Consider the following 21466-nt stretch of genomic DNA (forward strand, 5'->3'; position numbering starts at 1 on the left):
TAGGCTAGGAGAACAAAAAAATGGAATTTAAGAAACACTCGACAGCATTAATTATTTCCACTCTACTTACCCCGTTTATATCAATGTCTGTTGCTGCCCAAGCACTTGATACGGCTTCACTAGCAGCAGAGCAACACTTAGTGAGAGCCAACGATGCAGAGGCGGCAACACTAGACCCAGCGAAAGCGGAAGGTCTGCCTGAAATGCATATCTTACGTGATCTGTTTGAAGGTTTAGTGATTCAAGACCTTGATGGCAATATTATTCCCGGTGTGGCTAAGTCATGGGAAACCGAAGATAACCAAACGTTTGATTTTCATCTGCGTGAAAATGCTAAGTGGTCAAATGGTGATCCCGTCACAGCGGATGATTTTGTCTATGCGATAAGACGCGCTGTTGACCCAAAACTGGGCTCCCCGAATGTTTGGTACCTGAAACTCAGTAAGATAAAAAACATTGCCGATGTTGCCGAAGGGAAAAAGCCTCTCGACGCGTTGGGCATTACCGCTTTAGACAAATACACGCTACGTTTTGAGCTAGAAAGCAAGGTGCCTTACTTTGTCGCGATGACAGGGCACACCTCGATGATGCCAGTGCACAAAGAAACTGTAGAAAACAGCGATAAACCATGGAGTGATCCAACGCAGTTTGTCGGTAATGGTGCATTTTTGCTCGACAAATGGGTCATTAACGAACGAACTGAACTAAAGAAGAGCTCAAACTACTGGAATAGTGACGAGACTCAACTTACTCAGGTCACTTATATTCCATTTGAAAATCAAAACGCTTCAATCAATCGCTATGTGGCCGGTGAAGTGGATATTACCTCTGATGTGCCAACCCATATGGCGCAAAAGCTGAAGCAAGATTATGAATCGGCTTATACCGCGGTTCCATTGCTGTGCACCTATTATTATGCCTTTAATACCACTCGGCCTCCTTTTGATGATGTACGAGTTCGCCAAGCGGTCTCTTACTCCATCATGCGCGATGTGATCACCAATGGTGTGACTCAGGTGGGTAATTTACCGGCGTATACATTTGCTCACCAATACACTGCTGGTTTTGAGGCGACGCAACCTGAATACAGTCAATGGACTCAAAAGCAGCGCGATAATAAGGCTGAGCAATTGCTTAAAGAAGCAGGATACGACGAAAATAACCCGTTAGATTTCAAATTGCTCTATAACACAAGTGAATCAAACAAGTCGATTGCGGTAGCGATCGCCTCGATGCTGAAGACGAATTTGAATGCAAAAGTTGAGTTAGAAAATCAAGAATGGAAGTCGTACCTCGTGTCGCGCAGACAAGGTGATTTTGATGTGATGCGCGCCTCATGGTGCGGTGATTACAATGAAGCCTCGACTTTCTTAAGCCTTGTTCGCTCAGACTCTTCGGGGAACTTTGCGCGCTACAACAACTCAAAATACGATCAAGCCATGGACAACGCACTCTCGGCGACCGATGAGAAAAAACGCCAAGCGTTCTACGATCAAGCGGAACAATTATTGGCGGAAGACATGCCGATTGCCCCGATTTACTACTATATGCAGGCTCGTTTAGTTCGACCGAGTGTGGGCGGATTTGCTAAGAACAACGTGGAAGGGCGTATCTACTCTAAAGATCTCTACATCAAAGACTAATGAAATGTGACAGAGAGATTTTGATCTTGAACTTCGCGTTTAGATTATTTCAGATTAGTTAAACAAAATGCTTTACCTCAACTAATGTTGAGGTATTAGCATAATTAACGTTGATTATAAATACACGTTAAGGAGAGACAAATGATACAACTGGAACATGTAAATTTAGTGGTAAGCGATATTCCGAAAATGTTGGAATTTTACCAAGCTGCGTTTCCTCACTGGTCTATTCGTGATGAAGGGAAAGGAGAGTGGTCTGGAAAACCACGTAATTGGCTGCATTTTGGTGATGAGTATCAATACATCGCGTTGAGTGATCACGGCGAAGGCGAGAATAGAGATTTGGCTGGACACCAAGTTGGCTTAGCTCATTTTGCTTATGTCACTCATAACATTGATGCGGTGATCGAGCGTCTTATTCAAGCGGGTTTTGAAATAGCTAAGCAAGGGGCGGAAGAGCCTTATCGGAAAAACATCTATTTTGTCGACCCAGCGGGGTTTGAAGTTGAATTTGTTGAATACCTAAGTGACGACCCAAAACTGCGTAACAGTAGTAGTTAATCGAGAGTGTTGGTTAACTCTCTATGCGGGCAGAGCTAAGTTTATGTATTGCACTGCCTGTAAGAGAGGTTAACCGTTGTCTATTTAGAGCCAATAGTGTCTTGTTCTTTCTCGATACTGCGAAGAATATAATCGGTCATCCAAGCTGTGCCTAGTAAGCACATCCAAACCACAATCACAGAGTGTGGAACCTCAATATTTGGAGAAACGACGATGGCAGCAAAGCCGACCGTTGGCACCGTCCAGCAGATAAGTTTACTCCAATTGAACTTTTTCAGGCGAGATAAGCTTTCCAATGAAGAAATAATACCAGTAATCGATATTGCGACTAATATTGCGTGAAAAAACCCAGCAAACCAAAGCGGAACGATTAATCCAAGCGCCCACCAGCTCTGTTTGGTCGATGTGCTTTTGTGTTTTGCTGCCCACCACGTCAGACAAACTGACAACATTTGGATCGCGGTGATCATTGGCATCCCGTCTAGTGACCCTATTGCCTGACTGACCATGACGCCTGCTTGCAGGGTTAACACGATTGATGCGGTGATATAGCGAACTCTTTTACTGCTTCGTCTAGAAAATATCACCATCAGCAAGGGAAATAGAATCCATTGGGTGACGGACAGTGCGATTGATTGATGTGGCAGTGTTAATCCATAGGCTAGCATGCCGGCGACGAGAAATAGGCCTTTAATGCCTTTCTGTGGTAACACCCAAAGGGCGGGTATCAAAAGCGCTAGCGCCGAGAATTCATTTTGATTGAGGCCCATTGATTGAGCACAGACAATGGCCAAAAGCGTGGTAACTACAAAGTGTAACGTTATAAACATCTAACCCCTTACTCATTTTCAAAGCCACAGGAATACGTATGAGATAAATACATAACTCAAACTAATAGATTTAGAACTTGCTTAAATGTAGGTAGATCAATGTTGGGTTGATAAATGAAAGGTACTTGTCAAAAATGAGGTACCGCGAATGAATTCGGTTTGATATACCCAAATAGCGTCTAGCGAATGCACGCCGAGGCTATTTGGGTATGACGTTATCAAAAACTAGATTGATAACGCAGAGTAAAGGACGCCTAGTGTACCTAGAGCGAAGATGAACATCACAGCCTTGGTTGACATTTCACCTCCGTTTTCGGTTGCTTTACCAAATAGCCCAAATACAAGTGGATGAACTAAGAATGGCGTGGCGAAAATGAAGGTAATCATACTCGCTGCCGATTCCCCGAACATACCACCTTGAGTCGCTGCAAACAGGCCAAAGTGAGATAAGCCAGACGCCGCTGCCATCGAAGCATGCTCAATTGGCATACCTGAAAAATGCAATATAGTGAAGCTGCCGAATACCGCAACGATTTGCCAGCCAAACGAGAACTGCATGAGTCCTTTCACTTCTTTTGCATCCTCACCGTTTGCTTGGCGAAGGTTTTTGCTTGCGAGGTAAACAAACCCTAAACCGAGTAAAACCAGTGGTAATGTCCATTCAACCAATAGAACGCCACGCTCGGCACTGGCGGCAAGTATGGTAAATACGAAAATATGGCCGATAAACGGAATGTTAATCATAATCGGCGCACGCGCTGAAGCTGTCCCACCAAAATCACCTGCCGTACATGCGCCTGTGAGCCCTGAGTGTGATAAACCGCCAGCCATTCCCGGTGCTAGATTACGAACGTGGTTCGCTTTTGCTAGGAAGATAAGAATGGTCAAGCCACCAAACATCCAGAACATTTGTCCTGCAAAGCCATATACGATCACGCTTTGTAAACCAGGAATAGAAAAGGCCTCTAGCATGTGAGAGCCGCCAACCAAGAAAGTGCCCGTTAGTAGTACAGGAATACCCGCGAACAGTAGCGCGCTCAGTGTAGGGCCGGCTTTCCACTTTGGCATTACCATACCTAGGCCAGACGAGACCACCATTGCAAAGAAGATTTGTGGTAAACCAATCACGCTAGCAACAAGGTGCGACAGCCTTAGCGAAATCATCAAAATACCGATGATCACTAAGATCTCAACTAAGCCTTTAAATAGGTAAGCACGCTTATCAGAAATTTTGGCTTTGCTATCAATAAAAATCAGCGCAATACCTAAGCTTAGGTAAGAGAGTGCTAGGTATGACTCACCAAGAGGGTGACCTGAACTGCGACCTGTTAGCAGAGCAGATGCCATTTCGATACCCATCAATAGAACGAAGGCACGAATGATATAAACAAGTTGAGTACTCGTCGTTCCGACAAACGCTTCATGCTTTGCGCCGACCACTAAGCTTTCAGCTTTATCGAACTGCTTTGAGAGCAATTTACGGATCTCTTGGCCCCCAACGAAGAAGGTAGCGATTAAGGCGATAACGGTAGTTTGGCTCAGCAAGACGATCGCTGGGAATTCTTGAAGTCCCGGCTGCGCTAACCCTGTTTTCACAAATAGCGTACCCATTAGCAATCCAAGAACAACGATCACTAGAACGGCGGAGTACTTGGTATTTGCGACGATTGCACGAGAAAGTAATACCATGATGACCACTGCCACCATAGAAAAAGAGAGATGGTTGAAAGCAACCAAATAAGAGAGGTTTTCCATTAAAACACCAGCTAAAACGGTATAAGCAACAACGTTTATAAATCAACGTTGACGTGCTAGAAAATTTAGGGCGCGATCGTAAAGGAATTCGTAGGGGCGAGGTACATTAAAAGTGTAACCGTTGAAATACTTCTCGATATAAAATAACGGTCTCTAAGAATGTAACGATTTTGCTTCTTTGATAAAAGTGCAGTTAAAACAATAATTAAATGGAATTAACTGCGTTTTTTCGATTTTATGATTTCGGCTTTATCGAGGTGATTACTCGATATAATGGTCATTGGTTGAACCTATCAGCGCCAATATTTCTGGGAGTTTCTCTATCGTTGCTTGATAACCAGCTTCTATTGCTTCGTCTTTATCACCGAAGCTGATTTCGCTTTCAGGCTCAAAATCTGGACGAATTAGCACATCGGCACTTTGCATTTCAGGCTCTGACAATTTACAGGTCAGCATACGAAGCGTGTTGATTGCAACGTGTCGTCTTGAGTTCTTAACGTCGGGTTCGGCATCACAGTGGATGTCTACACCAATGACAATATCTGCTCCCATCGTTCGGGCATAATTGACGGGGACGACGGTAAGTAGAGCGCCATCAACTAATAAACGTCCTTTGTTTTTTACGGGAACAAAAGCGGCGGGGACGGAAGAGGATGTTTGTACTGCTTCGCCCGGGTTACCATCGAGAATGAGCACAGACTCTTTATGGGTGAGATCGGTGGCGGTAATGCCTATTGGAATCGGCATCTGATTTAAGTTCTCTTGTGGTACCGATTCATTTATCCATTTTGCTAACTTTTGCCCATTAACGACACCTTTACGTGAAATCACGATATCAGCCAATTGATATTCACTCACATCATGAACAATAGCTTCAATCTCGCTGTAAGGCAGTCCTGAAGCATACAAGCTCGCCGCAATAGAGCCAGCAGATGAGCCTGTGACTAAATCGGCTTTAATCCCACTTTCCTCAAGCGCCTTAATGACACCTAAATGAACAAAACCGCGTACGCCACCGCCTCCAAAGGCAATGCCAAGTGTCTTTGAGTTCTCGACCTGTTTTTGGTCATCCACTTGAATTGGAATTTCATACTCAGACAACGTATTAAGATTGGGGTAATCGTTACTTGTCGCACAACCGGTTATGGTGAAGGCAAGAATGAGTAATAGAGCTTTATTCATAAATCCGATCTCTTTGGTCAACGATAATTGTGGGTTGAGCGTAAGTGTTCACTTCAATTGCGACAGTGTTGCAGTGTGACATAAATACCCAATAACTGCTTTATTGTTCAAATAAAAAATCCCTTGATCTGGTCAAGGGATTTGATAATGAAAACCTGTATTTATGTCGACGTTGTTGCGAGACTAGTTAGCAACGAACTCAGGGTAGGTAACTTGCCCTTTCTTCACTAGAACAGAGTCTAATGTGCTGTAAATGTTAAAATAAGCACCTTGGTTATCTTCATTGTCATTTTGAGCGCTGCAGCTATAGCCAAGAGCATAGGTGCCGGCTTTTACATTGTTAAAGCCAAAGTAGGCGACTTGATCGTCAATACCTTCAGCGAACGTTGTAGAAACCATAGAATGGTTAAGCGGACGCTGTTCACCCTCAACACCAACGCTGTGGCTATGGTAACCTAACATCTGCTGTTGTTGTGTGTTATATGGGTAGAGGTACACCGCTTCAAGCGCCGAATCGTCTTGCATCTTACACTCTTGTTGGATTGATTCGATATCAACTGAACCGATAATCTGACCGAAGTTGCTGTCAATCTGAACGATCTCGAAATCTTTCTGGCCTAAGAAGCGCCAGCCATGCTTATTGTTGTATTTAAGGGTACTCTCTAAATCAAATTTGAATGCGAGGTTATTTTCACCGCGTTGAACTTGGAAAGTTTGGCTGACTAGGCGGCCTGATGGGCGAGCATCTTTTGGCGGCTTCGCACCGGCGCATGAACCTTGTGAAGGGCTGCTAAGAAAATCGGCATTGCCGTTGTGTTCGATGACATGGGAATCCACGTCAGTTTCAACTTGCCCACCGCTTTTGCTCTCGCCATTAATGTACAAGCACATTTGGTAATAGCCTGGTTTCACCATCATACCGTCAAACAGAGGGCTAGCATCGCTACCGTTTGCCGCTTTAACTTCAATCATGCGCAGCTCGTTTTGCTGATCATCAAAGTAATTATGGTACTGCTCGCATTGACCTGTTTGGTCGCAAGTTTCTACTTCACCTGGTAGTGATGCTACTTTTTTTAGAAAAACGTAATTAAACGCGATGTTTACCTTATCGAGATCGGATAGGTCTTTATCGTGGTTAGCGTGGTTAGCGTGGTTATCAAGCGCGTAAGAATTAACGTCAAAAGAGTTGAGCTCGTTATCAAGTTGATTGATGACGGAAAAGTTTAGCGTCGCGTTTGTTGGAGACGTCGTATTATCGTCACCACTGTCTGAACCACAGCCCACTAAAATCGCTGCTAACACCAAGGGTGTAAGTTTCATGTACATGTTGTTTTCCTGCTTAATGTGTCGCTTACTCATTACGGCAAGCGATGTGGAATTTGCGCGTAGGTTACCGATTCCTCGGTTTTGGATTGCTATTTCGAAGCAATGACAAAGTAAGGAGTCTGTTAATTCACTATAGGGAGTGATCTGGCTGTAATAATGGATAACTCAGTGGAGGATAAAAACTGAGGCAAATTATCGGTGAGGTAGTGATTCTTCACTATACTTAATAAGGTCTACAGCAATGAAGAGTTAGCTCAGGGGGAAGTGATGGAGTTGCATAATCGAATGGGTGAAGTCGCACGTATGGCTGATAACCTCACTCTCAAAGAAGTGGCTGAAATGGGGTTTACCATAGATCTTTGCGATGAAGGGTTTGATCCAAGTGAGCACTGGACAGTCAGTGCTACGCCAAAAGGGGCGAAGAAAGATTACCCAGAAGAGTAACCAGAACGTAAATAGACAAGCATTAAAGTTTAGATAAATGACTACCCGATAAAACCGAACCTTCCATGGGTTCGGTTTTTATTTTAATCAGTGATTACGTTGTCAATTCATTAGTAACTGGGGTTTAAGAGGATGTAGTAGAGCCCTTTGGGAGTGCTTTACTTACTGTTCTAAATAAGGATGACCTGCAAAAAAGAGTGACCGCAACAACCGCTCCCCAGCCAAGTACCAGTAGCCAGAGCTGAGTAAAGTGGCTAGACACTTGTTGCCAGCTTGCCCCCATTTGGTTGAGAGATAAAAAACCACCAATGGCTGAGGTACTAGGTGCTAAAGAGGCTAGCCAAAGAAGTGGCTGTGGAATCATCTCAGGAGGCCAAATAAATCCAGCTAAGAAAATAAGCGGCATTGAGCTAATAAGAACGGTAACCGCAACCAACTCACGTCGGGGAACCCATAGCCTCAAGGCAAAGCCAATGAAGCAAGAGGACAAGAGAAAGGGAACAAGTAGAGAAAAAAGCTCAATCGGTGATGCCACCGTATTAATACCGTGCCAAGAAAAACTGGCCCCAAAGTAATAAGCGCTCATCACCACATAAATAGTGACTAACATAAGGGTGCGCACTGATAAGGTGATCAGCTGTGAAGTCAATGTCCAGCTTCGAGAAATGCTTTTTTGGGTAGCAACCAATAAACCTGCCGCCATGATGAGTGTTTGTTGTAGGATCAACACAAATACCGCAGGCACCACGTAGTCTACATAACCCATACGAGGGTTAAAGGTCGGTTTGGCGTTTGACTTAACACTGGCGTACTGGTTTTCGGCAGAAAGAATCGGCTCGCCTTGAGCGAGTAATTGCGCAACTTTGACTTCCGCGCCCAGCGTTGCCCCAGTTTGAGCGAGCCCTTCAACGATGGTGCCATACACTAGAAAGTAAGAGGCATCGCCTGCAAAGGCCAACGTTGGGCTTTTTCCCATCATCAAGTCTTTATAAAAATACTCAGGGATAACTAATATTCCGCTCACCTTGCCATCAATGAAAGCTTGTTTCGCCGCCTCAATCGTATGATCTCGTTGGACAATACGGACTTGCGCGGTCGCATCTACCATCCTTTCAAGTTTTAAGCTGGTGGCGCTGTTGTCCAAATTAACCACAGAAATTTTCTGTTCAAGTGGCGATTGCTGAGCATAGGGAAGTGGGTAGAGAAAAGAGTAAAATATCACACCACCAAACACTGTCAGTATCACGGCTTTATTGGCAAAGAAATCGCGAATTTCACGTTTTAATAGTGATAGAAAACTCATAGGGATTCCTCTTGTTGGCAACGCTTTTTGATCAGAGCTAAGCATACGACCACGACCACCAGATACCCTAGCATGGGTATTAAGTATCGGTATGAATCAAGCGCAGGCAGTGCGTAACTTACTTGCGAAATCTGAACCTCGATATAGTGGCTGACAGGAAGAAGCGAACGCCACCACTGAGCAAGAACGTTCATGTCGGTGGCTGGGAAGGTGACGCCCATAAAGGCAAAGCTTGGCGCTGTAAACGCACCAGCAAAACTCATTGCCCGTGTCGCATCTAAAGTGAGTAGAAAGAACAGACACCCGACAGAGATACAGGCGAGAATCATGGCTAATTGAGCTACAAGAACTGGAATGAGTGAACCTTGAAGCGGCCAGTTTAGCCAGTAATAAAACCATGCCAGAAACATCGCACCTTGCACTGCAAAAACAGCGACATACCCCTTAAGAGTATTGACCAACGTGGTGAAAGGGTTTGCCCCTAGCCAGTCGCTTAATCGAGAATATCGTCGATAGTTAGCCGAAAGAATTAAAATTGTACTGACCACAATCACCACTTGCCAAAGTGCAGGAACAATGGCTGAGACTAAAAACTGCGCATAATTGGTATTGCGATTAAATAGGGCGGTTATTTGAGTTGAAATTGGCACGGCTTTTCCCATCGCCGCTACGGTGGTCATATCGCCAGATGAAAGCTGCTGAAGCGTTTCAATAGAGGCGTTGAAATAGCCCATTGTTTGCATCACTGCAGAGCTAATTAACCGTCCAACCAAGATATATTGGCTGTTATAAAAGGTGGAAACTTGAGGAAGGGAGCGCTGCATGATCCCCTTATCAAAATCATGAGGAATGATGACATACGCGTAGACTCGGCTTTCAATTAACGCCTGTTTAGCTTGGTAAACATCAGTAAACGTCTCATCAACACTGAGTGTTGATGAGGCATCAAACTGACGAATCAGCTTCTGAGATAATGAGCTATGAGAAAGGTCGACCACGCCAATTGGTAGGTCACGCGCAATGCCTGCTGAGAATATCCCCCAGATCGACAGCGCTAATACGAGTGGAATCCAAGTTAAGCATGAGAGTAGCCACTTATCTTGATTCACGATATCGAGCTGATGCTGAAACTGACCCTGTAACTGCTTGTGTATAACGCTCATGACCGGTTACCTAGTTATCCGTTGAAATCTCAACAACAAGGCTCATGCCCATGCGAAGTTGAATATCGGAATCAACAGGTCGTGCTTCAACTTCAAAGGTACGAAGATCGAACCCTTGCGATGCATCGGTTGAGCGCCACGTTGCAAAATCCCCCATCACTGCAATGTGCGTTACCGCAAAGGTAATGGTTTTGTCGAGCGAAGGTAGGTAAGCGTCAAAGTGAGTGCCCTTATCAAATTGCTTTAAATAATCCTCACGTACATTGAGCACGGCCCAAGCGTCTTGAGTATCGATCACGGTGACTACTGGGAAGCCTTGCGGAGCCAGTTCACCGCTTTGCAGCAATACTTGTGATACTTCACCTTCAAACCAGCTCTTAATTTGAGTATCGGCTGCGTATGCTTCTACTTCTGCCACCGCGCCTGCTGCCATGACCGCTTTTTCAGTCGCAGCGAGTTTGGTTTCATCGCGCACGCCTTCTTTGGTCATTTGATACATTTGATAAGCCGCGCTTTCGGTGTATTTAGCGGCTTGCCATTGTGTATTCACTTCATCACGCTGTTGCTCGGCGACCACGCCGTCGTCAAACAGGTTATTGATTCGTTGATAGGTTTTCTCAAGAAGATCCGCCGCCGCTTTTGCTTTTAGCCATTGATCTTTAGATGCTTGAATCTGTTGTGCTCTCGCTCCTTTATTCGCTTCAGTCGCCAGTGCGTCCGCCGCTTTTTCCCCTGCTACGGCTTGAGCCAGTTTCGCTTCGATTTCTGGGCTATGCAGAGTGAAAATAAGATCACCTGGTTTCACGCTGTCACCCTTACGAACCAGTACGTCGTCCACGCGACCAGGAACTTTAGACGAAATACTGTATTGCTGCGCTTCAATCATTCCTTGTAAGCGGATAGGTTGCGGCTGATAGGCTTTGTAGAAGCTCAACCCCACCCAAGAGATAAATCCAACAGCGATGAGTGCGACAATAATTGTTTTGAGAGTGTTGATGGATTTAATAGTCTTCATAGTGATCCTTGTGTCTTAGCCGAGTGAGCCACGACATACGAATTGGATTGATAATGGGGGTAGCTGTTCATTTCGCTCGTGAGCGCGAGTAATTTGGTTAACGAGACAAGGTAGTGAAAACGAGCGGCCGATTGCTGAGTTTGAATGCTGGCTAAATAGAGCTGCGCATCCACCACTTCAAGTGACGTAGATAGCCCTTGCTTAAAGGCCTTTTCACGAAGATTAAGATTCTCTTTGGCCAGCTTGATGCTCGATTCAAGCCCAAGCACTTCGTCAATAGATTGATGTGCTTCTAGGTACGTTTTTTGTACCAATACCGATAGATCTTCGCGCGCTTGTGCTTTTAGTGACCGAACTTGCTGTACTTTGCTGTTGGCGGCTTTAACCGTATCACTGCGGCCTGATGACTCAATCAGCGGAATGCTGACACCTACACCGACCATCCAATCGGGCTTCATTTGGCTAGCGAGCGTGTCATCTTCATGCAGACTGTAGTCACCGTATAAGTATACCTCAGGGTAGTACTTCCCTTTTTCCGCTTTGATTAAGCTGCTCGCTTGCTTCTCTTTTGCATCAAGAAGCGCAAGACCGGGGTAGGTCGCTAGGGTTTGGTCGATGAACACCTGCATAGGGGGAAGCGTGTTATTAATGAATAACGTTTCTGATGGTGTCACCACACTATTTTGCGCCAGAATTTTGCTCAGTGCCGATTGAGCGATATCCAAGTTGCTTTGCGCTTTACGGGTATCGACTTTCGCTTTATCAAACGACGCTTCTGCTTGTAGGCGTTCAACTCTCGCAATTTGCCCCTGTTCTTCAAGCTTGATAGCAAAATCGAGGTGCTGTGCTAACCCTCTCTCTACAGCCGTTCGTGTATTCAGAACCTCGGTTGCCAGAACGACGGAAAAGTAATATTTGCTCAAGTCTTCATAGCGCGCTTGAGTTTCCATTTCATATTGGCTTTTCGCTTGTTCGGTTTGCCCTTGAGCGGCTTGCTGTGCTGCACTGATTCGGCCGCCAGTAAAAATGGGCCAAACCGCTCGAATAGAAGAGGTGAAAATTTCTTTTTCCGTTATGGTGGTTTCAACACCGCCAAGAATAGGCAGTAGACCCGACATCCAGGCTCCAGATGCACCACCAAGGGCGGGAAAGGTAGTTGCTTCTGCCAGTTGTGATCCTGTCACCGTGACATCGTTATCAAGCCGAGTGTAATTTGCCCCAAGCGTGACTGAGGGAAGGTTTAAGTTTCCTTTTGCATTTTCCATATGCTGATAACTTTCGACATTAGATCGCTGCGCAGCAAGAGAGTGGTTGTTCTCTTGTAGAATTGTCCATGCCTGATCGAAAGTGATAGCTGCACCATATGAGGTGGCAGAAACCAAGCTAAGGCAGAGCACAAAGAGTGGTCGAATAGGGTATCGTTTCATCCTGATTACCAATATTAGAGCAATAACTCTAATATACAGAAATTAGACAAAAGTGCACTCCTTTAAATCTGACTTGCTGTAAATAAACTATTACTTTTACGTCATTTCAGCATAGACCAGTTGGTTTGATTGATAAAGGTCACTTCGCTTTACTTGTTGTTCGATTCGACTAAGTGTCGTCCCAAACAACCGCCTTTCTATTTTTGAAGTAGAACAGCGCGCTGATTGAAATGAACAACAATGTGAAGTAATAAAAAAAAGAAGACAGTGAGGCTAAGAAATCGATGTTTTGTTCTATTTCTTGTGTGGTGTAGTTCTGAGACACCAACTTATAGTAGTAAGCATATAAAATACCAATTGAGCCGTACCCTAGATTAAACAGCAGCCCCTTAAAGCTGAGAACGGTGGCTCTATTGTGTGACTTGGTCTTTTTATTAAGGTGATAACTAATGAAAATGTTCATTGTCATGATGATGAAAATTAGCAGTAGTGCAGGTATTACCCCGTAGATAGACCATCCCAAGCTGATCCAATAATACGTTGCTATCGTTGCTATCCCCATGACTGCTATGAATGTTTTTGGGGCCATACTTTCCGCTAATCTACGGCTTTGTCCCGCCAATATTATTTTAAGCAGACTGATCCCTGCACCAATAAAGCCGAAATAGAGTATAGGAATATTAATGGCGAGATAGTATTGGCTGTTCATCGTTAGGAACATTCGCGAGGTGTGTTCGAATAGGCTGTAGTAGAGCAATATGAAAAGTACATAAGGTGTAGCGAGCACCCATTTTGCCGTATTGGTTGTTAATTTAAGGCTTTCTATGGTTGTTGCCAACGTAGTCTGATTATCCGGTAATGCTTTTTTCTTTTCCTTCATACTCATTGCGGAATAGATGGCGATCATCGCCACAAATAGAGTGGCATAAACGGGAATGCGCATCAGATCTTTCGTGCTTTCTGGTGCTGATAATCCGAGAGTATGAAAAATGCCAGCCATAAAGTTAACATCGTACATGGCGGCCCCTACAAGAGTGACAAATATACCCACACTTGAAGTCACACGCAGTTGGATCTGCAAGACACGCGGCCAAAGCTCTTCTTCACCTCGCTCTTTTAAGGTGTCGTAAGCGAGTGCCTCATCGGCACCGCTTGCCAACGCCATTGCGAGACCACTTAATATTCGGTTTATCAAAAATACGAAGAAGATTAAGTTGGGGTCATCCGTTGGAACAACCGCAATCATGCCAATTTCAACAAACATGACGATGGAAGATAATATGACGAGCTTTTTACGTCCTAGGGTGTCGGCAAATGCGCCGGACGGCACTTCAGCAACAACAATGGTGGCAGCCCAAATGACGTTAAGCATGGCAAATTGAGATAGGGTTAAGCCGTAATCTAAGTAGAGTAGGGTGAATACAGGGTAATAAAAACGCGCAAAGTAACTGCTTCGGAACATTAAGAAGTAGCGGATATTATCTATTTTCAATATTTCTCTAAGTGTCATGAGTTTGTCTTCATTTTGGACAGCGCCTTTATTAGGTATATACCTTATTGTCTTTTTTAATCGTGCCTTGTTGTAAAAATGAGTACTTTCAGGGTAGGGAATGTATTGATGTGCTTATCTCGATATAGGATGGAATAACTCACTCAGGTTTGTTTATCTTCGAGCGGCTGAAATCTGTGCAAGCTCTTTATTACTTGGGTACCGGAAAGAACATGATAGATAGTTGAATAAATTGATTGAAAATCAAACAGAATGTCGTGGTTTTTTTAGACAAAAAGTAGCCTGAAACCTATCATTTCATTTATTGGGTTCATTTAGGGCGATAGTGTATTACTCCCTAAGTAATGACTAATGGAGTAAATTCATGATTTTAAATCACGATTTGGATTGGAGCAAAGTTGGGTCTATTTCAACGGGGTCGGGTTACGTTAGAGATGCGTTTCAGTTGAAATTTGGTGATCCAACAAGAGAGCTATTACCTGCTGGCATGGCTATCTATAAATTTAATGCCTATCCAACGTTAGGAGCAGGGGTGATCACAGATGACACGGGCCTTTCTCCTTGGTGGTCGCCGGTGGAGTCATTTAAACACGATGCCGGTCTAGAGCAGAAAATGAAAATTGCTCAATTAAATGGGGTATCGCTAAGAGAATGGGGCAGACTAACATCGGTTATCAAGGAAAATTGGAGCACCCTTGATTTTTTATTGGAAGTGAGACTTAAATTTCCGGTTTATGCGTGGTTTGGGGGGTTCAAAGGGATGAACCGATTAGACTCAGGGGCTCAATCAAAAAGAAATACAGAGTTAGAAGCAAGGTCTAGTGTAAATAAACTCCCAGGCGGTGCTACGCAGTTTTATATACCTAATTTGACTGTAGGTTATTTAATGTCGCACAAATTTACCAAGATGAATTAGTCTTATTCTGATGATTGAAGCGAGTCTCATATCGTTGGTTTTCAGTTGTTGTAATCAAAGAGAGGAGCTTTTACTCCTCTCTTTGAACAAGAGTATTAGGTGAGTGTTAAATAACCTGTAATGGACGAATCTTAACAATATTGATTCGTTGTTTTTTCTTTAGCTGCACATGACAAAGCTCTAACGCTAAGCCAAAAGCCATAGCGAAGTAGATGTAGCCTTTATTCACATGTATAGCGAAGCCTTCTGCCATCAATAGTCCACCGAGCAAGACCAAGAACAGCAACGCTAATGTTTTAAAGCCTGGAAATTTTGTGACCAAATGGTTGATTTTCTCAGCGGTCAATACCATGACCAAAGCCGATGCGATAATAGCTGCGACCATGATTGGAATATCGTTTGTTAACCCTACCGCTGTGATCACTGAGTCCATCGAAAACACGGCATCAACTGCGACGATTTGAAGCAAAATCACCGCTAGCCCTGACCTGACATGCGTCGAATGTCCGACGTCAGTATGCATTAACCAGCCCCACAACTCTTTCAAGCTTTTACCTAACAAGAAAGCACCACCTAGGATCATAATCAGATCTCGGCCTGTAAATGAAAGGGATGCAATGGTGAGCAAGGGTTGAGTAAGCGACATTAACCAAGAGATCGAAAAGACCAAGACAATTCGAGCCATCACAGCAAGGCCGATACCCAAGTTTCGAGCTAACTTTCGTTGGTATGCGGGTAAACGTTCACAAAGAATCGAAATAAAGACGACGTTATCGACGCCAAGAATGACTTCGAGCGCGAATAGTGTTGCAAAAATAGCCCAGGTTTCTGGTTGTAGAAAGAGTTCTAACATATTGATGCCTCCAAAGAGTGAAAGCATGGTGAAGTGTTCAGTCGACTAAAGGGGTCGTCCATTAATTTTTGTACCTCTATTACTTAGGAGGCGCAAGTAAATCACTAAATTTGGGTCTCAGCAATAGTCATAGGTGTCAGGGAAACATAGGGAGCATTTAGAGTTCAAAACAATAGAATGGCAAATGTATCTCTTGATCTGATTTGTAGGTTGAATTTAAGAATCATTCAATGAAGTGATTTGTGTAGAGCACGAAAGATTAAGCATAAAAAGACAATCAAAATAAATGAAATTTTTTTAAAAAGTAGACGTAAAATGTTGGATACTTTTGGACAACTCATGCGAAAGTCGTATGGTTGATGCGAATCAAGGCGAAAGTGAATTAAGGATGAAAAGAATGCTCAAGATTGATGAGAAAGAGATACAGGGAAAGATTGAGTTTGGAGAAAAAATAGTGGGTCGAGGCAAAGTGGGCATTCAGAGTTGGTATTTGTCATCCACATCGATCGCACTGGTTTTAGAAATAGCCGAAGACCCAGAGATAGAACCCGAAGACTTACCGCTGGTGGGTTACGGCTGTGGCGGTTGGATTTTTGAGCATGAATACACTTCTAGTGAGAGTGAAGTGGTTGCCGCCATCAAACTGGGTCTCTCTCAGTTCAAACAAAATTCGTTGGAATACGTACCCGCGGTGACGTGCGCTTGCGCGCAGTAGTGCTTTAAAGCGTTTTCCCAAAGCCTATTCTCCTTGTTCACATAGTTAGTTACATAACATTACTGATGTAAAATGAGTTTTAGCTAGTGAGAGAGGGACGAGAAACTATCGAGGTATTGCTTAATAAATCGCTTAACTCTACTTCGCAAACGTGTGCCAGTTTCACATCGAACAGCCGTATGCCACATTATTCTTCACTCGTTAGCAGGACTACTTGGTTGTAATCAAAATAGGAAATTCAGTTGCTAGAAATAAAAACAATCGGGCTGTTCTTTGTAACCGCTGTATTTGAAATATTAGGTTGTTACTTGCCATACCTTTGGTTAAAAGAAGATAAATCTGTTTGGCTTCTTGTCCCTGCTGCTATCTGTCTTGCTCTATTTGCTTGGTTATTGTCATTACATCCTACAGCAGCTGGTCGGGTTTATGCCGCTTATGGAGGTGTTTATATCTTTGTGGCGATTTTGTGGCTGTGGGTTGTAGACGGTATTCGCCCAAGTTTATGGGATGTTGTTGGTGTGTCCGTCGCTATGTTGGGTATGGTAATCATAATGTTCGCACCTAGAGCCACGTAACAAACCACTCCAGTGTGGTTTTTCAACCGCTTAGCGGTTTCGTTCTCAGTACGGTAAGTGTATTGCCGTTTCTAAACTTAGTGCCATAAGAAAAAGGAAACTCAGGATGAGTACAAAATTCAACGGTTCATGTTTGTGCGGGGAAGTCCGCTTTTCTGTTGATGGGTTTAGTGACAAAGTCGCCAACTGTCATTGCTCTATGTGCCGCAAGTTCCATGGCGCGGCGTTTGGCACGCTTGTAGGGGTAAACAATTTAACTTGGCTTTCAGGTAAGAGCCAACTCAAAGAGTATGTGGCAGAAAATGGTACAACGCGGACGTTCTGCTCTCACTGTGGTTCTAGCTTAGGGTTCAGGGTAAAAGGCGAGCCTTTAGAAAACATTGAGCTATCCATATCCACATTTGATACCGATATTCCCGTGAAAGTTGATGCTCAGATTTACACTGGTTATAAGGCGAACTGGTGTGAACTGCAGCCAGAATTACCTGCTCATTCGGAAGGGCGTTCAAGTTAGTAAAACACTGACTACTCTGTCTTTGGCTAAATGTCTCTCGACTTAAGTTTTTGCTTCTATTTGAGAAAGAACTTATACCAAAAATACGAAAGCCGAGAGTATCGCTACTCTCGGCTTTTTTGCGTTACTTATTAAATAAATTCAATAAGGATTACTGCATTACTTTTTGATGTACTTGCTCTAGCTGTTGAAGCTTGCCTTGAAGCATTAATACGTTCTGGTTGAAGTTACCTGGGTTCAATACTTGGCTTTGTTGCATTGGGTAGCCTGGTAGTGTTGTCAAGAACGACTGAACTTCATTACTTACTGGTACGAATAGCCACATGTTGTCTGCCATCCAACGAATGTACATACCAGATTCGTGTGGTGCTTTTTCGAATGGGTCAGCACGTAGGTGTACGATTGACGGCCAGTTAGTTTGGAAACGAACACCATCAGCGATGTTACCTTCCATGTGTGCGAACTGAACTTTGAAATCACCAGTACGTACAGCATCTAGCTCAGCGTTTGCAGAGAAGTACAGTAGACCGTTACGAGGCCCTTCTTCAACTTTGCCTTCGAAGAATGGTAGGAAGTTGTAACCATCTAGGTGAACACGCCAGTCTTTACCGTTGTAACGTGCGCCTTTATCAGACTTAAGTTTCTCAACAACTTTGTCATCGCCTGCTGCTGCAAGTAGGGTTGGGATCCAGTCTTTGTGGCTCATCATGTCGTTGATCTTAGTGCCTGGGTCAATCGTACCTGGCCAGCGAACAAGTTGAGGTACACGGAAACCGCCTTCCCAAGTTGTACCTTTCTCACCGTGGAAGAATGTTGCACCGCCATCAGGCCATGTTGCTGTTTCTGCGCCGTTATCCGTTGAGTAGATAACAATCGTGTTGTCAGCAACACCTAAATCGTCAAGCTTATCAAGAAGAATACCAACATGGTCATCGTGCTCCATCATGCCATCAGCGTAGATAGAAACGCCTGAAACGCCTTGGTATTTCTCTTGTAGACGAGTCCAAACGTGCATACGTGTTGTGTTGTGCCAAACAAAGAATGGTTTGTCCGCTTTAACAGCGCGCTCCATAAAATCTAGAGAGGCTTCTAGGAACTCTTCATCTGCCGTTTCCATACGCTTACGCGTCATTGGTCCAGTATCTTCTACTTTTCCATCTGCCGTTGACTTAATAACACCTCGTGGAGCGTATTTAGCGCGGAATTCTGGGTCTTTAGGGTAGTAGTATGTTTCTGGCTCTTCTTCTGCGTTCAAGTGGTAAAGGTTACCGAAGAACTCATCAAAGCCGTGCGCCGTTGGAAGGTGCTTATCTTGGTCGCCCATGTGGTTCTTACCAAACTGAGCCGTCATGTAACCTTGCTCTTTTAGTAAGTCAGCAATCGTTGGAGCCCAGTCTGGAATACCGTGGTCAGAGCCTGGCATACCGATCGTTAGTAGACCAGTACGGAAAGGTTCTTGGCCTGTTAAGAATGCAGCACGACCCGCAGTACACGATTGCTGACCGTAGTGATCGGTAAAGATTGCCCCTTCATTAGCAATACGATCGATGTTAGGTGTTTCGTAACCCATCATGCCGTGGTTGTATGCGCCAATGTTGAAAATGCCAATGTCATCACCCCAGATGGCAAGAATATTGGGTTTGTCAGCTGCGGTAACTGCAGTAGAAGCGGCAAGCAAAGTTGCGCCTAATGCGAGCTTATTGATTTGGGTAGTCATAAGGACTCCAATTGTTGTTAGTGATTAATGCGCTACAACCACGCATCGTTAGTAAAATGTTAGACCCTAATTAGCACGCTGTCTTTTTATAGTGTCTATAACCATTTGTTATGGATGGGTTTTAAATTACTGATTTTTATCATTTTAATTGGGTGTTTTGTTGGGTGGGTATTAAATGGAATGTGAGTTAGATCATAGTAATCTGCAATGTGAGAAACGAGCACGGATTCAATAATGAGATTTAAATAGATAAAAACATTAATACCTTAGAGAATTTCGATTCTGATTAAAAATTGAACTATATGTTTTAGTGCAGGATGCGAATAACTTATAAAGAGGTTTTTATGACAGCAAAACAGGGCGTAAAACGTCGGCTCGCTATTTTGGCTACCGCTCTATTGGGTGTAGCGGGAAGTAGCTTTGCCGCAGACAAGCCCAATATATTGGTGATTTGGGGAGACGATATTGGTCAGTCTAATGTTAGTGCTTATACGTTTGGTTTAATGGGTTATAAAACACCAAACATCGATAGTATTGCAAAAGAAGGCATGATGTTTACCGATTATTACGCCGAGCAGTCTTGTACCGCAGGCCGTTCAACCTTTATTACTGGGCAGAGTGTATTGAGAACAGGGCTTAGTAAAGTGGGGCTTCCAGGGGCTGATATTGGGCTACAGGCTGAAGACGCGACGATTGCTGAACTACTCAAACCAATGGGCTATATGACAGGACAGTTTGGTAAAAACCATCTTGGCGATAAAGATGAATTTTTACCTACGGCGCATGGGTTCGATGAGTTCTTCGGTAACCTTTACCACTTGAACGCAGAAGAAGAGCCAGAGAACGAGAATTACCCTAAAGATCCTGAGTTTCGTAAGAAGTTTGGCCCTCGTGGAGTCATTAAATCCTTTGCCGATGGAAAAATTGAAGATACTGGCCCATTAACACGCAAACGAATGGAAACGGTAGATGAAGAAACCCTAGAAGTTGCTTTGGATTTTATGGACCGAGCAGTCAAAGCGGACAAACCCTTCTTTGTTTGGTGGAACGCCACCCGCATGCACTTTAGAACCCACGTTAAAGACGATAACCTAGGTAAAACGGGTATAAGTTATTATGCAGACGCAATGGTCGAACATGACAATCATGTTGGAGAGCTACTGAAAAAAGTGGATGATTTAGGCATTAAAGACAACACCATTGTTTTCTACTCTACCGATAATGGTCCGCACATGAACTCATGGCCAGACGCAGGGACAACGCCATTCCGAGGTGAGAAAAATACCAACTGGGAGGGCGCATATCGTGTTCCTGCCATGGTTCGCTGGCCTGGGAAAATTGAAGCGGGCGTGGTTTCTAATGAAATCATGCACCATATGGATTGGATGCCAACCTTCCTAGCAGCTGCTGGGGATGACCAAATAAAAGAGAAGTTACTGAAGGGACATAAAGCGGGAGATAAGACTTTCAAAGTGCATTTGGATGGTTATAACTTCTTGCCATACCTGACAGGTGAAGAGCAAACAAGCCGTCGTGCTGAGATCTTCTATTTTACTGATGATGGTGATTTAGCAGCGCTTCGTTATAACAATTGGAAAGCCGTATTTATGGAGCAGCGTGCAACGGGAACCATGGAAATTTGGTCTGAACCATTTGTTACATTGCGTCTTCCTAAGTTGTTTAATCTACGAATGGACCCGTATGAGTCGGCAGATATCACATCGAACACTTATTATGATTGGCTTCTTGACCATGCCTATATGTTTGTTCCCGCTCAGGCTTATGTGGGAGAGTTCCTCATGACATTTAAAGAGTACCCTCCCAGACAAAAAGCGGCGAGTTTTTCTCTAGATCAAGTCATGGAAAAGCTTCAAGAAAACCCCAATAAGTAACGGGACGCTATATCGACAAAGGGCTTGATTGAGCCCTTTGTTTGATATGAGTATCAAAAATACCGTTAATACCCCTAATTACCTGTCTAGTAAGAAAAAATGGAACTACCTTTGAATGAGGAATT

General features: G+C 43.9%; 19 protein-coding genes. 8 read left to right on the forward strand and 11 right to left on the reverse strand.

Going from position 1 to position 21466, the window contains the following annotated elements; genetic code table 11:
• Positions 1–20: 20 nt before the first annotated feature.
• Positions 21–1643: a peptide ABC transporter substrate-binding protein gene (locus tag KP803_RS05560; RefSeq protein ID WP_248007852.1), complete on the forward strand. Its 1623-nt coding sequence runs from the start codon at positions 21–23 to the stop codon at positions 1641–1643.
• A gap of 141 nt (positions 1644–1784) precedes the next feature.
• Positions 1785–2204: a VOC family protein gene (locus KP803_RS05565; RefSeq protein WP_248007853.1), complete on the forward strand. Its 420-nt coding sequence runs from the start codon at positions 1785–1787 to the stop codon at positions 2202–2204.
• Between the two features lie 80 nt (positions 2205–2284).
• On the opposite strand, the gene KP803_RS05570 is transcribed toward KP803_RS05565, so the two are convergent.
• The 4 genes from KP803_RS05570 to KP803_RS05585 form a co-directional block, all read right to left on the reverse strand.
• A complete protein-coding gene (locus tag KP803_RS05570) occupies positions 2285–3034 on the reverse strand; it encodes a VP0952 family biofilm-associated protein (protein WP_248007854.1) in 750 nt (249 codons plus the stop codon).
• A 225-nt stretch (positions 3035–3259) separates the two neighbouring features.
• Positions 3260–4789 carry a hypothetical protein gene (locus tag KP803_RS05575; RefSeq protein ID WP_248007855.1) on the reverse strand — a complete coding sequence of 510 codons (1530 nt, stop codon included), beginning with the start codon at positions 4787–4789 and terminating at the stop codon, positions 3260–3262.
• 261 nt (positions 4790–5050) lie between these two features.
• The gene (locus KP803_RS05580) at positions 5051–5971 is read right to left on the reverse strand and encodes a patatin-like phospholipase family protein (RefSeq protein WP_248007856.1); all 921 of its coding nucleotides are present in this window, start codon (positions 5969–5971) and stop codon (positions 5051–5053) included.
• Between the two features lie 183 nt (positions 5972–6154).
• The gene (locus KP803_RS05585; protein ID WP_248007857.1) at positions 6155–7297 is read right to left on the reverse strand and encodes a hypothetical protein; all 1143 of its coding nucleotides are present in this window, start codon (positions 7295–7297) and stop codon (positions 6155–6157) included.
• Between the two features lie 267 nt (positions 7298–7564).
• On the opposite strand from KP803_RS05585, the gene KP803_RS05590 reads away from it, so the two are divergent.
• Positions 7565–7741: a hypothetical protein gene (locus KP803_RS05590; protein ID WP_248007858.1), complete on the forward strand. Its 177-nt coding sequence runs from the start codon at positions 7565–7567 to the stop codon at positions 7739–7741.
• Positions 7742–7865: 124 nt separating this feature from the next.
• On the opposite strand, the gene KP803_RS05595 is transcribed toward KP803_RS05590, so the two are convergent.
• From KP803_RS05595 to KP803_RS05615, 5 genes are all read right to left on the reverse strand, one after another.
• On the reverse strand, positions 7866–9044 hold the full coding sequence (locus KP803_RS05595) for an ABC transporter permease (protein ID WP_248007859.1): 1179 nt from the start codon (positions 9042–9044) through the stop codon (positions 7866–7868).
• On the reverse strand, positions 9041–10207 hold the full coding sequence (locus KP803_RS05600) for an ABC transporter permease (protein ID WP_248007860.1): 1167 nt from the start codon (positions 10205–10207) through the stop codon (positions 9041–9043). The genes KP803_RS05595 and KP803_RS05600 overlap by 4 nt, the downstream gene beginning before the upstream one ends.
• Before the next feature lie 10 nt (positions 10208–10217).
• Positions 10218–11222, reverse strand: a complete 1005-nt coding sequence (locus KP803_RS05605) for an HlyD family secretion protein (RefSeq protein WP_282437200.1) — start codon at positions 11220–11222, stop codon at positions 10218–10220.
• Positions 11219–12649: a TolC family protein gene (locus KP803_RS05610; RefSeq protein WP_248007861.1), complete on the reverse strand. Its 1431-nt coding sequence runs from the start codon at positions 12647–12649 to the stop codon at positions 11219–11221. Before KP803_RS05610 ends, KP803_RS05605 begins: the two co-directional genes overlap by 4 nt.
• A 169-nt stretch (positions 12650–12818) precedes the next feature.
• Positions 12819–14159, reverse strand: a complete 1341-nt coding sequence (locus KP803_RS05615) for an MFS transporter (protein ID WP_248007862.1) — start codon at positions 14157–14159, stop codon at positions 12819–12821.
• Positions 14160–14523: 364 nt separating this feature from the next.
• On the opposite strand from KP803_RS05615, the gene KP803_RS05620 reads away from it, so the two are divergent.
• Complete coding sequence (locus KP803_RS05620; RefSeq protein WP_248007863.1) at positions 14524–15075, forward strand: hypothetical protein; 552 nt, start codon at positions 14524–14526, stop codon at positions 15073–15075.
• 106 nt (positions 15076–15181) lie between these two features.
• On the opposite strand, the gene KP803_RS05625 is transcribed toward KP803_RS05620, so the two are convergent.
• Positions 15182–15928: a TerC family protein gene (locus tag KP803_RS05625; protein ID WP_248007864.1), complete on the reverse strand. Its 747-nt coding sequence runs from the start codon at positions 15926–15928 to the stop codon at positions 15182–15184.
• 397 nt (positions 15929–16325) lie between these two features.
• Between KP803_RS05625 and KP803_RS05630 the strand changes: the two genes are divergently transcribed.
• The 3 genes from KP803_RS05630 to KP803_RS05640 all read left to right on the forward strand — a co-directional run bounded on the left by KP803_RS05630 (position 16326) and on the right by KP803_RS05640 (position 17732).
• Positions 16326–16643, forward strand: coding sequence for a hypothetical protein (locus KP803_RS05630; RefSeq protein WP_248007865.1), 318 nt, complete (start codon positions 16326–16328; stop codon positions 16641–16643).
• Positions 16644–16885: 242 nt separating this feature from the next.
• Positions 16886–17218, forward strand: a complete 333-nt coding sequence (locus tag KP803_RS05635; RefSeq protein ID WP_248007866.1) for a YnfA family protein — start codon at positions 16886–16888, stop codon at positions 17216–17218.
• Positions 17219–17324: 106 nt separating this feature from the next.
• On the forward strand, positions 17325–17732 hold the full coding sequence (locus tag KP803_RS05640) for a GFA family protein (RefSeq protein WP_248007867.1): 408 nt from the start codon (positions 17325–17327) through the stop codon (positions 17730–17732).
• 151 nt (positions 17733–17883) lie between these two features.
• On the opposite strand, the gene KP803_RS05645 is transcribed toward KP803_RS05640, so the two are convergent.
• Positions 17884–19449, reverse strand: coding sequence for an arylsulfatase (locus tag KP803_RS05645; RefSeq protein WP_248007868.1), 1566 nt, complete (start codon positions 19447–19449; stop codon positions 17884–17886).
• 344 nt (positions 19450–19793) lie between these two features.
• Here KP803_RS05645 and KP803_RS05650 point away from each other — a divergent pair, with 344 nt between their 5' ends.
• Positions 19794–21341, forward strand: a complete 1548-nt coding sequence (locus KP803_RS05650; protein WP_248007869.1) for an arylsulfatase — start codon at positions 19794–19796, stop codon at positions 21339–21341.
• The last annotated feature ends 125 nt before the right edge of the window (positions 21342–21466 follow it).

The sequence above is a fragment of the Vibrio amylolyticus genome (genome assembly GCF_023145695.1).
Taxonomy (GTDB): Bacteria; Pseudomonadota; Gammaproteobacteria; order Enterobacterales; family Vibrionaceae; genus Vibrio; species Vibrio amylolyticus.

What these genes read in the sequence shown, in the direction of transcription:
- KP803_RS05560 (WP_248007852.1), top strand. Translation starts at nt 21, where the DNA reads ATGGAATTTAAGAAACACTCGACAGCATTAATTATTTCCACTCTACTT.
- KP803_RS05565 (WP_248007853.1), top strand. Translation starts at nt 1,785, where the DNA reads ATGATACAACTGGAACATGTAAATTTAGTGGTAAGCGATATTCCGAAA.
- KP803_RS05570 (WP_248007854.1), bottom strand. Translation starts at nt 3,034, where the DNA reads ATGTTTATAACGTTACACTTTGTAGTTACCACGCTTTTGGCCATTGTC.
- KP803_RS05575 (WP_248007855.1), bottom strand. Translation starts at nt 4,789, where the DNA reads ATGGAAAACCTCTCTTATTTGGTTGCTTTCAACCATCTCTCTTTTTCT.
- KP803_RS05580 (WP_248007856.1), bottom strand. Translation starts at nt 5,971, where the DNA reads ATGAATAAAGCTCTATTACTCATTCTTGCCTTCACCATAACCGGTTGT.
- KP803_RS05585 (WP_248007857.1), bottom strand. Translation starts at nt 7,297, where the DNA reads ATGTACATGAAACTTACACCCTTGGTGTTAGCAGCGATTTTAGTGGGC.
- KP803_RS05590 (WP_248007858.1), top strand. Translation starts at nt 7,565, where the DNA reads ATGGAGTTGCATAATCGAATGGGTGAAGTCGCACGTATGGCTGATAAC.
- KP803_RS05595 (WP_248007859.1), bottom strand. Translation starts at nt 9,044, where the DNA reads ATGAGTTTTCTATCACTATTAAAACGTGAAATTCGCGATTTCTTTGCC.
- KP803_RS05600 (WP_248007860.1), bottom strand. Translation starts at nt 10,207, where the DNA reads ATGAGCGTTATACACAAGCAGTTACAGGGTCAGTTTCAGCATCAGCTC.
- KP803_RS05605 (WP_282437200.1), bottom strand. Translation starts at nt 11,222, where the DNA reads ATGAAGACTATTAAATCCATCAACACTCTCAAAACAATTATTGTCGCA.
- KP803_RS05610 (WP_248007861.1), bottom strand. Translation starts at nt 12,649, where the DNA reads ATGAAACGATACCCTATTCGACCACTCTTTGTGCTCTGCCTTAGCTTG.
- KP803_RS05615 (WP_248007862.1), bottom strand. Translation starts at nt 14,159, where the DNA reads ATGACACTTAGAGAAATATTGAAAATAGATAATATCCGCTACTTCTTA.
- KP803_RS05620 (WP_248007863.1), top strand. Translation starts at nt 14,524, where the DNA reads ATGATTTTAAATCACGATTTGGATTGGAGCAAAGTTGGGTCTATTTCA.
- KP803_RS05625 (WP_248007864.1), bottom strand. Translation starts at nt 15,928, where the DNA reads ATGTTAGAACTCTTTCTACAACCAGAAACCTGGGCTATTTTTGCAACA.
- KP803_RS05630 (WP_248007865.1), top strand. Translation starts at nt 16,326, where the DNA reads ATGCTCAAGATTGATGAGAAAGAGATACAGGGAAAGATTGAGTTTGGA.
- KP803_RS05640 (WP_248007867.1), top strand. Translation starts at nt 17,325, where the DNA reads ATGAGTACAAAATTCAACGGTTCATGTTTGTGCGGGGAAGTCCGCTTT.
- KP803_RS05645 (WP_248007868.1), bottom strand. Translation starts at nt 19,449, where the DNA reads ATGACTACCCAAATCAATAAGCTCGCATTAGGCGCAACTTTGCTTGCC.
- KP803_RS05650 (WP_248007869.1), top strand. Translation starts at nt 19,794, where the DNA reads ATGACAGCAAAACAGGGCGTAAAACGTCGGCTCGCTATTTTGGCTACC.